This is a genomic window from Ruegeria jejuensis (genome assembly GCF_041537905.1).
Classification (GTDB): domain Bacteria; phylum Pseudomonadota; class Alphaproteobacteria; order Rhodobacterales; family Rhodobacteraceae; genus Ruegeria_C.
The window spans coordinates 1-2,120 of record NZ_JBGRUO010000058.1 but is presented as its reverse complement, the minus strand read 5'-3'; the positions used below and the strand labels follow the sequence as shown (position 1 = coordinate 2,120).

Annotated in this window: 1 protein-coding gene and 2 pseudogenes; 2 read left to right on the top strand and 1 reads right to left on the bottom strand. The window is 52.5% G+C overall.

Features of this window, described 5'->3' with window-relative positions:
* Window positions 1–201 precede the first annotated feature (201 nt).
* Both AB1E34_RS26060 and AB1E34_RS26055 read left to right on the top strand, forming a co-directional pair.
* Window positions 202–433: pseudogene (locus AB1E34_RS26060) on the top strand (hypothetical protein); the annotation flags it as partial.
* 438 nt (window positions 434–871) lie between these two features.
* Complete coding sequence (locus AB1E34_RS26055; RefSeq protein WP_372575198.1) at window positions 872–1,858, top strand: hypothetical protein; 987 nt, start codon at window positions 872–874, stop codon at window positions 1,856–1,858.
* 118 nt (window positions 1,859–1,976) lie between these two features.
* Here the strand turns inward: AB1E34_RS26055 and AB1E34_RS26050 are convergent.
* Window positions 1,977–2,120: pseudogene (locus tag AB1E34_RS26050) on the bottom strand (IS5/IS1182 family transposase); the annotation flags it as partial.

Genomic DNA, 2,120 nt, shown 5'->3' with positions numbered 1-2,120 from the left:
CCTTACGGGCCAGCGGCATGTGCAAAGGCCGCGCTATAGGCCGAACACATGTCAGTACCCGAACCGATGCAGATACGGTCAAAATTACCTCTTGCGTTTTGGGCGTCTACACATGTCGCAAACCTCGCATTGTTTCGAAGCTATTGCTTTGACTGACCGCTATTATCCAGCAAGCTCTGCAAATTGACGGAATCCGCCTACCACGGCCACATCACCAAGCAGGGTAGATCGCATGTGCGGGCGATGCTGGTTGAGGCAGCCTGGTCAATCTCACGAACGCCCGGCCCACTCTGAGCCTTCTTTCGGCGGATCAGGGAAAAGCGCGGCAGTCAGATCGCAGCGGTGGCAACAGCACGAAAGCTGACAGTGGTCATTTGGCACATGCTCTCCAAAGGCGAAGAATACATCTGGAGCCGCCCCGCGCTGTTGGACTGGAAGATCAAAGGCTTATCCGAAATACTGCGGCAGAAACCGTTCAATAACAAGCGCTTGCTTATGCAACATACCGCAGCTTTGTTACGAGAACCCCACCAAGGGAAAAAGGCGGGACGTGCCATGTTCGTCGGGCACGCTGCCGATGCTTACCATCAGGAAAACCGTGCTCTGCACTCAGGAGCCGTGAAATCGCGCTATGCGGATATGAAGCGCGAGGTGGCAGCTCAGTACCGGCCAGGATTGTTGACGATGCTTGATCGCCACCGCGCGGCGGACGAAGATGCCGATCGAGCACGTCAGAAACGCGCGGCAGAGCGGGACCAGGATCAGCAACGGTTTGAGGAGAAGTTGCGCCAGATCGAGCGAATGCAGAAGGGGCGGAAGCGTGGTAGAGATCGAAGTCTAGACCGATAGAATTCGTTTAATTGGGGGAAATATGAGTTTCTTTTATGGATTTTTGTCGGGGCGAGCTACAGCCGACAGCCGTGCAAATCCGGGAAGTGCGGGCGAAGGTTTGGCGGCGCTACTGATCTTCTGCGCCATTATAGGAGGAATTACCCTCTCTTTTCTCGGGATAATAAATGTTTTCAGGGCGCTAGCGCAGTGGGTCTCATACCTTGACGGCGGCGTCAGCATTGGTTTTTTGCAAGGCGATGAGGTGGGCCGCTATGATGAATATTACAAGGCTTTTTACTACGATTCCAGAGATTGGAACCCCAATGTGGTCGCTGCCGTCGCGGTGGCTTCTATCGCAGCAATACTAATCACCGTCAGAGCATTAGTGGGCTCGCGTCTACTGTTCATCGCCTACTGCATCACAGTTTTTGCGTTGGTTGGACTGGTCCTCTCGACATGCGATTTGGAGCACGTTTGCAAAGGCAGCATCGTTGCGTTCGACCGGGGGGAGGACTGGCTTTCGTTTTCAAACGGCCTTGGAGACGGGCCAGTAGGTGCCTACGGAACGGTGTTCCTCCTTGGCTCATTGATTGGGGCAAGATGCCTCGTCCAACGCTCCAAGGCCCATGCTTTGTTTGAATCACTCAACCATTTTTTCTTCAACTGGCGACGGGCAATCGCCGCGGTTTCAATCATCATCGCACTTGCTGGGCTTGCTTTTAATGTTGGGCTTATTGGTTTCTTTGCTATGAACCCAGAGGACATTCCTAGGGATGGAACAGTCTTTACAATTATTGCGTATCTGTTGATATCCACTGCAACAATTTTTTTCCTAATTTTTTCACTGAAAAATCCGGATTATTGGAAGTTCGCCATTGTTGGATTGTGCGCAACCGGATTAACATTTGTGTTCCATCATCTCTATACGAGTTCTATGGACTGTAACAATATTAAGAACCGCGCCGGATACGAAATCGCTTACCAAGAATACTGCGGTTGGCATCAGGACATTTTTGGCTCGTCGTAGAAAAATAGGTTTGTGCAGGCTGTGTTGCATGGATCAGGACTGAGGCGGATTTGCCCCTTACCCCGGCTTTGTTGCACAAATCTGGGTTTGAGGGCACTTCCCCCTTCCCCGGACGGACTTATCCTACCGGTTCCGTGACGGGTATGCCAAGAGCGGTGTAGCGGTTGAGCACCGCGATCCGGATCTGGAGCTCAGCGACTTGTCGGTCGAAGTCTCGGGCCATGAGGCCTTGGCCAAGGAGTTTGACGCAGTGCATTTTTGT